General features: G+C 64.7%; 8 protein-coding genes. 5 read left to right on the top strand and 3 right to left on the bottom strand.

Annotated elements, in window-relative coordinates:
* Positions 1-356 precede the first annotated feature (356 nt).
* Genes ACEQXE_RS06310 through holA form a run of 4 tightly spaced genes read left to right on the top strand, consistent with a single transcriptional unit; the run spans position 357 to position 4,892 of the window.
* On the top strand, positions 357-800 hold the full coding sequence (locus ACEQXE_RS06310) for a DUF3576 domain-containing protein (protein ID WP_370178092.1): 444 nt from the start codon (positions 357-359) through the stop codon (positions 798-800).
* 24 nt (positions 801-824) lie between these two features.
* The gene (gene leuS / locus ACEQXE_RS06305; protein WP_370178091.1) at positions 825-3,353 is read left to right on the top strand and encodes a leucine--tRNA ligase; all 2,529 of its coding nucleotides are present in this window, start codon (positions 825-827) and stop codon (positions 3,351-3,353) included.
* Entirely contained in the window at positions 3,353-3,844 is a 492-nt protein-coding gene (lptE, locus tag ACEQXE_RS06300; protein ID WP_370178090.1) for an LPS assembly lipoprotein LptE, read from the top strand. The genes leuS and lptE overlap by 1 nt, the downstream gene beginning before the upstream one ends.
* A 4-nt stretch (positions 3,845-3,848) precedes the next feature.
* Positions 3,849-4,892: a DNA polymerase III subunit delta gene (holA, locus tag ACEQXE_RS06295; protein WP_370178089.1), complete on the top strand. Its 1,044-nt coding sequence runs from the start codon at positions 3,849-3,851 to the stop codon at positions 4,890-4,892.
* A 31-nt stretch (positions 4,893-4,923) separates the two neighbouring features.
* Here holA and ACEQXE_RS06290 read toward each other — a convergent pair whose 3' ends face one another.
* The 3 genes from ACEQXE_RS06290 to ACEQXE_RS06280 are packed head-to-tail and all read right to left on the bottom strand — an operon-like array spanning position 4,924 to position 6,776.
* Positions 4,924-5,472, bottom strand: a complete 549-nt coding sequence (locus ACEQXE_RS06290; protein ID WP_370178088.1) for an LptA/OstA family protein — start codon at positions 5,470-5,472, stop codon at positions 4,924-4,926.
* Positions 5,469-6,137: an LPS export ABC transporter periplasmic protein LptC gene (gene lptC / locus ACEQXE_RS06285; protein ID WP_370178087.1), complete on the bottom strand. Its 669-nt coding sequence runs from the start codon at positions 6,135-6,137 to the stop codon at positions 5,469-5,471. The genes ACEQXE_RS06290 and lptC overlap by 4 nt, the downstream gene beginning before the upstream one ends.
* Before the next feature lie 21 nt (positions 6,138-6,158).
* The gene (locus ACEQXE_RS06280) at positions 6,159-6,776 is read right to left on the bottom strand and encodes a ribonuclease D (RefSeq protein ID WP_370178086.1); all 618 of its coding nucleotides are present in this window, start codon (positions 6,774-6,776) and stop codon (positions 6,159-6,161) included.
* A 115-nt stretch (positions 6,777-6,891) separates the two neighbouring features.
* On the opposite strand from ACEQXE_RS06280, the gene ung reads away from it, so the two are divergent.
* A complete protein-coding gene (gene ung, locus ACEQXE_RS06275) occupies positions 6,892-7,578 on the top strand; it encodes a uracil-DNA glycosylase (protein ID WP_370178085.1) in 687 nt (228 codons plus the stop codon).
* Positions 7,579-7,671: the final 93 nt, after the last annotated feature.

Here is a 7,671-nt window from a genome sequence, read left to right as displayed (position 1 = left end):
CGGGAGCGATCAGCTTGCGCAGTCGTGAAACGGCAGTTTCGCCCATGGCCTCACATCCTAGTTGCCGCATTCCTTACGGCCGGTGAACGCGCATTGCTGCGTATTCGATCCCTATTCTTAAGCAATTGCGGGCCACGGCGCCAGCTTTTCCACAGCGGGTCGCCGCGCTTGTCACATACCTGTTGCAAGACGCACACAGCACGGCGCCGGGTTCATCATGCGTACAGCCGGGAGGCGCTGCTATGCCGATCAAGGCAGGCACGCCCTTGCTGCGACCCCTTCGCGGCGATAGAGGCTCTTCTTGCGCGGTCTGCCGACCGGTTCCTTCGCATTCTTTACTTGGAAAGCCTGCCACGATGATCAAGCGCCGCCTCCAGATTGTTTCCGCCAGCCTGCTGGGCACCTGCGTTGCACTTTCCGCATGCGCCAGCGGCAATGACTTGCCCGATCCCGATGTTGCAGCCAGCCAGGTGACGACGATCGGCGTGAATTCGTATCTTTGGCGCGCCAGCCTGGAGGCTGTCAGCTTCGCTCCGCTGTTGCAGGCAGACAGCGCCGGCGGTGTGATCGTGACCGACTGGTATGCCAACCCGGAAAACCCGGGCGAGCGCGTGAAGCTTACGGTTTCGATCCTCGATCAGGATCTGCGCGCCGACGCGCTGCGGGTCGCTGCCAGCCGCCAAGTCAACCAAGGTGGCAACTGGGTCGATGCGCCGGTGCAGGCGGCGACCGTGCAGAAGCTGGAAGACATTATCCTGACCAAGGCCCGCGCGCTGCGGCGCCAGGCCATTGCAAGCTAACCCGAAACGCAAAAAGACCCGATCATGAGTGATACCCGCTTCGACCCGTCGAGTGCCGACGGGCGCTGGCAGAAGGCATGGGACGAGGCCGAATGCTTCCGGGCGGATAGCGGGAGCGAGAAGCCCAAGAGCTACGTGCTCGAGATGTTCCCCTATCCTTCGGGGCGCATCCATATCGGGCACGTGCGCAACTATACGATGGGCGACGTGCTGGCGCGCTACAAGAAGATGCGCGGCCACGAAGTCCTGCACCCGATGGGGTGGGATGCATTCGGCATGCCCGCCGAGAACGCCGCGATGGAAAAGGGCGTCCATCCGGGCAAGTGGACCCGCGAAAACATCGAATCGATGAAGGCGCAGCTCAAGCGCCTCGGTTTCGCGCTCGACTGGAGCCGGGAGCTGGCGACCTGCGAGCCGGACTATTACGGCCACGAGCAGGCACTGTTTATCGACCTGTACGAAGCGGGCCTGGTCTATCGCAAGGAAAGCGAGGTCAACTGGGACCCCGTCGACATGACCGTGCTCGCCAACGAGCAGGTGATCGACGGCAAGGGCTGGCGCAGCGGCGCCGAGGTCGAGAAGCGCAAGCTGAACCAGTGGTTCCTGAAAATCACCGACTTCGCACCCGAACTGCTCGAAGGGCTGGAATCGCTCGACAAATGGCCCGAAAAGGTCCGGCTGATGCAGGAAAACTGGATCGGCAAGAGCCGCGGCCTGCAGTTCGCCTTCGACATCTCGAATGGCGAGAAGCTGGAAGTTTACTCGACCCGCCCGGATACGATTTACGGCGCCAGTTTCGTGGCAGTCGCCGCCGATCATCCCATTGCGCAGGCGCTGGCGAGCGAAGACGCCGAAGCGGCCGCATTCATCGAGAAATGCAAGCGCGGCGGGACGACGGCTGCCGATCTCGAAACCGCGGAAAAGCTGGGCTATCGCACGCAATTGACTGCGCAGCATCCTCTGATCGAGGATTGCGAATTGCCGCTCTTCATCGCCAATTTCGTGCTGATGGACTACGGCACCGGCGCGGTGATGGGCGTGCCGGGACACGACCAGCGCGATTTCGAATTCGCCAAGAAATACCACCTGCGCATCCAGCGCGTGGTCGGGACCAGTACCGCCGATGCGGACCGTCCCCTGGGGGCCGGCGCCGAACCGGGCGAAGGCGTGCTGGTCAATTCGGGGCCGCTCGACGGGATGGATGTCGACACTGCCAAGCGCGAAGTGATCGGCCGGGCCGAGAAAGAAGGCTGGGGCGAGGGCAAGACGGTGTGGCGCCTGCGCGACTGGGGTGTTTCCCGCCAGCGCTACTGGGGCACACCGATTCCCTTCGTGCATTGCGAGAAATGCGGGGTTGTGCCGGTCGCCAAGTCCGATCTGCCCGTGACCTTGCCTGACGATGTCGACTTCCAGACGCCCGGCAATCCGCTGGTTCGCCATCCGACGTGGAAGCACACCCAATGCCCCAAATGCGGCGGCGAGGCTGTGCGCGAGACCGACACACTCGACACCTTCGTCGATTCCTCGTGGTATTTCCTCCGCTTCGCCAGCCAGCCCGGTGATCGCCCGTTCGACCCCGAAGAGGTCGCCAAGTGGCTGCCGGTCGAACAATATATCGGCGGGATCGAGCATGCGATCCTGCACCTGCTCTATGCGCGTTTCTGGACCCGTGCGCTCGCTCGGCTCGGCCAGATCGATTTCACCGAACCCTTCGCCAGCCTTTTCACACAAGGCATGGTGACGCACGAAACCTACTATCGGCGCGAGCCGGAGACCGGACGTGTAGTCTATTTCGCACCCGACGAGATCGAGCGTAACGGCCAAGGCGCGATCCTGAAAGACGATGGCTTCCCGATCAGCATCGGGCGGGTGGTCAAGATGTCGAAGTCCAAGCGCAACGTTGTCGATCCCGACACGATCATCGCGCAATATGGCGCGGACGCCGTGCGCTGGTTCATGCTGTCCGACAGCCCGCCGGAACGTGACCTGCCGTGGTCCGAATCGGGGATCGAAGGCTGTGCGCGCTTTGTCCAGCGCGTGTGGCGCCTGGTGGGCGAGCATGATCCGCAGGCTACTGGCGAAGATGCGGAGCTTGCTCGCAAGACCGCGCGGACCGTGCATGACGTGGGCGAGACGATCGAGGCGCTGCATTTCAACAAGGCGGTCGCGAAGCTTTACGAACTGGTCGGTGCAATCGAGAAGGCCGATGCGTCGGCGGATCGGACGAACGCCATCGAGACGGTCTTCATGCTGGTCGCGCCGATGATGCCGCACCTCGCCGAAGAGGCCTGGGCCGCCATTGGCAACACATCGCTGGTCGCCGCAGCTGCGTGGCCGGAGGTCGACGAGGCGCTGTTGCAGGACGAATCGGTAACCATCGCCGTCCAGCACAAGGGCAAGCTGCGCGACACGCTGACCGCGCCCAAGGGTGCATCGAAAGAAGTGCTCGAGGAAATGGCGCTGGCGAGCGAGAAGGTTCAGCGCTCGCTCGACGGGGCCGAAATCCGCAAGGTCATTGTGGTGCCGGACAGGCTGGTCAATATCGTTACCTGATGCGATTCGTTCTGCTCTTCATCGCGGCGTGCGCGCTGTCGGCCTGCGGGTTGCAGCCGATCTATGCGGGCGCGAGCGGAAAGGGCGCGGTTGCAGACCTTTCGGCGGTCGATATCGCACCCATCGAAGGGCGGGATGGCTGGCTGGTGGCGACGGCGCTGGAAGATCGCGTGTCCCTGCGCGAAACCGATGCACCGCCGCGCTACCGGCTCGATGTGCAGCTCGACGACCAGCTCGAAAGCCTCGGCCTGCTGAGCGACGAGCGCGTGACGCGCGAACGGCGCATCCTGCGGGCCCGCTACCAGCTGGTCGATATTGCCAGCGGCGCCATCCTGCTCGACGCAACGGCTGGCTCCGACGCGGGTATCGATGTCGTGTCGAGCGATTATGCGACCATTGCTGCCGAACGTGCTGCGATCGAACGGCTGGCAGAAGTGGTCGCGGACCAGATCGTGACCCGCGTTTCGGTCACGCTGCGCCAACGCAACTGATCGCATGGCCAGGAGCCAATCGTTCAAGGCAACCCAGAATACCTTCGGGCGGATGGCGTCGCAGAGCGCACGCGAATGCCGCACGTTCTTCTTCTGTGGGCCCGATGAAAGCGCGGCATCGGCTGCGGCAGCGACCATCGTCAGTCAGCTTCCCGATGCAGGTGAGCGGGTCGAGATACCCGGTTCGGACCTGCGCCGCGACCCCGTGCGGCTGGCTGATGAGGCGCGATCCTCCTCGCTGTTCGGCGATGCGCGCCACATTCTCGTGCGGGCGACCGGCGAAGAGGCGCACGACGCGCTGAAACTGCATTTCGAAGCGGATGGCGACGCGTGCCCTGTGCTGGTGGTCGCGACCAGCGCCACGGACAAATCGCGCACTGCAAAGCTTGTCGCGGGCGCCAATGGCACGCTGGTGGCGATGTTCTATCCGCCCAATCTTGCCGACATGGCGAATACGGTCCGCGATCTTGCCGACCGGCACGGCATGCGGCTGGGCGGCGACCTCGCGCAGCGGATAGCGCGTGCTTCCGGCCTCGACCGGCGGCTGGCGGAAGCGGAGGTCGACAAGCTAGCGCTTTATCTGGACGCTGCGCCCGATGCGCCCAAAACAGCCGATCTGGCCGCGTGGGATGCCATCGGCGCGTCGAGCGAGGAAGACGGCTTCATGCCGCTCGTCAATGCAGCGCTCGGCGGGCATGCGAAACGCCTGCCGAACGAACTCGCGCGTCTGCACACGCTCTCGCTCAATCCGGTTGGCGTGGCCCTTGCGTTCGAGCGGCGTGCTGCGCAACTCGCACAACTCTCGGCGCGGATGCGGCCGGGCGAGGATGTCGGCTCCTTCGTCGAGGCGCAGAAGCGCGCACGGCGGATCTTTTTCAAGGATGAACGCGACCTCTCCGAACAGCTGCGAATCTGGCGCGGCAAGCGGCTCGACCGGCTGGTTTCGCGGCTGACCGCTCTGCACCAAGCACTGCTTGCCAACAGCCAGCAGGCCGAGCTGCTGCTGAGTCAGGAAATCGCGTGGATCGCGCGGGTCGCTGCGCGTTAGTTTGAGGCGGCTGGTGCCGTACGCCTACAAATCAGTCACTGGGGACGGAGAAGGAGCCGGTAACGCGGCCATTCTGACCGCCACCGGCACCGTCGATGCTGGACAGGCCGGTGCGCAGATCGATCGTCAGTCGACCGCCGTTGAGCGTGTCCGATCCGCGACGCAGGCGTACATCGCCGGTCATGGTGATAACCCGCCGGTTGAAATCGTACACCGCTACGCTGCCCTGCGCGCGCTCGTTGCCGCGTGTCACGGTCACTCCGCCGGTTGCCGAAATGCGCTGGATGCTGAGCGAACCCGCGTCCGAATAGTCGACGATGGTCCGCGCCGATGTCATCCGCAGGTTGGCCTGGTCGATCTGGACATTGCCCGAAAGCACGACCCGGTTCTGGCGATCCTGCAGTTCGATGCGGTTGGCTGCGTAGTTCACCGGGGCGTTGGAATTGTGGCCGGCGATGGCCTGCGCATTGAGATGCAGCCCTGCAATCGTGCAGGCAGCCAAAGCGAACCCGGCCATGCCGGAACGCAGCGCGGTGCGCGCGAGGGTGCGGGTGGTCTGGCGGTGCGGCTGGCCGGTCATTGCATGCTCTCCAATGCGCCGGGCACCATGCGCAGCCGCGCATTCCCGTCAAGCGTAATCGTGCGGCTTTCCAGATCGACCTTCAGGCTGTCGGCCGAGAATGTGCCCGCCGGGACGGAGCCGGATACGCCCTCGCTCCCGACCAGCAGCTGATCGCGCAGGTCGACCGAAACACCGCGCGCGATCAAGCTATAGCCATCGGTTGCATTGAGCATCACAGGGCCGCGAACCGCGAGGAATTCGTCCTCGATCCGGTAGTCGCCGCCCTCTGCGGAAAGCTGCGCGGGCCCATCTTGCAGCAGGATGCGCGCGACGACTTCCTGCAGGCGCACGATGCCTTCCTCGCTAGATTGCTGAACCGCTTCCTCGGCCAGCAGCGAGAACGGGCGCCCCTGGTTGTCGGCACCGCGGTAGGTCGCATTGTCGATCCGCAGGCGCTCGTCGATCTGCTCCACCTTGTCGCGGTCTAGGATGAAGGACACTTCGCTACGCGGCGAAAACGGCGCAATCACGAGGAAGGCAACGATCGCTCCGGTCGCCATCGGCAGTCCAATGGCGAGCAGGCGGATCAGCCGGTCGTGGAAGCCACCCGGGGCCGCCTGGCGTTGCCGCCCACGCCGCTGGCGGCGCGCTTCCTTCGTTTCGTCCACCGGATCGTGATGCATAGCGGGTTCGGGCCTCGCGGCCTACTCGTGGCTGAAAATATCCGCGCCGGCCCAGCCTGCAAGGTCGAGCCGCGCGCGCGTGGGCAGGAAGTCGAAACAGGCCTGCGCAATTTCCATACGGTTTTCCCGCAGTAGCCGTTCCTCGAAAATGTCGCGCAGGCGGTGCAGGTAACGCACGTCGGACGCGGCATATTCGCGCTGCGCATCGGTGATGACCGGCGCCCCCCAGTCGGAGCTTTGCTGCTGCTTGGAAATCTCTTCGCCCAGCAGTTCGCTCACCAGCATTTTCAGCCCGTGCCGGTCGGTATAGGTACGGGTCAGCTTGCTCGCGATCTTGGTGCAGAACACGGGAGCGGCGGTAACGCCGAGGTAATGTTCGATCGCGGCCAGATCGAAGCGGGCGAAGTGGTACAGCTTCACGCGCGCCGGATCGGCCAGCACGGCCTTGAGGTTGGGCGCATCGAAACTGCTGTTCACACCGAAGCGCACCAGGTGCTCGTCGCCCTGGCCGTCGCTGATCTGGACCACGCACAGCCGGTCGCGCGCGGTGATGAGCCCCATGGTCTCCGTGTCGACGGCCACCGGCCCGTCCGCAAGCACGCCTGCAGGAAGGTCTTCTTCGTGAAAATGTACTGCCATTGGGATCCTTTGTTGTGCGGTGCCGGACCTCTCCCGATCCCCGCCCCTAGGCATATTGGGGAAAGAGGGGAAGGGTGTCTGGCAACGCGGCCTCGCGCATCATAGCGGTAGTGCAATGACGCAGGCACTTCCCGAAAGCTGGCGATCCGCGCTGGAGCCGGTGCTGGCGACGCCCGAAGCACGGCAGCTTGGCGGTTTCCTGCGTGCGCAGGCGGATGCAGGCAAGACGATCTACCCGCCTGAAGGCTGCCGCTTGCGCGCGCTCGAGCTAACGCCGCTCGACGAGGTGAAGGTCGTGATCCTGGGGCAGGACCCCTATCACGGGCCGGGGCAGGCCATGGGATTGAGCTTCTCGGTGCCCGAGGGCGTGCCGCATCCGCCTTCGCTGCGGAACATCTTCAAGGAATTGGTTCAGGATTGCGGGGTTACCTCTCCAACATCGGGCGACCTGACGCCCTGGGCGCAGCGCGGGGTTCTGCTGCTCAACAATTCGCTGACGGTCGAGGCAGGGCAGGCGGGCAGCCATGCGGGGCGCGGGTGGGGCGCGATCACCGATGCCTGCGTGGCGGCAGTTGTTGCACGCGAAGAACCGGCGGTATTCATCTTGTGGGGCAGTCATGCGCAGTCGAAGGCTCGGCGTGTGGCCGGGCTGGACGACCAATCGCGCCATTGCGTGATCCGCTCGCCGCATCCCAGCCCGCTCTCTGCGCATCGCGGATTTTTCGGTTCGAAGCCGTTCAGCCGGGCCAACGCGTTTCTGGAGAGGGCCGGACGAGAGCCTGTGGACTGGAATTTGTCCTAGTCAGACCCGCCCCGCCCCGCCCCGCCGCCCCACCCCGCCACCAACGGGACACCCCAGCCAAGGGGGCGGGGGGGGGGGGCGGGGCGGGTGGGG

It is taken from the genome of Alteriqipengyuania sp. (genome assembly GCF_964222115.1).
Classification (GTDB): domain Bacteria; phylum Pseudomonadota; class Alphaproteobacteria; order Sphingomonadales; family Sphingomonadaceae; genus Alteriqipengyuania.
The sequence above is the reverse complement of the archived record's forward strand: the minus strand, read 5'-3'. Positions and strand labels throughout refer to the sequence as shown.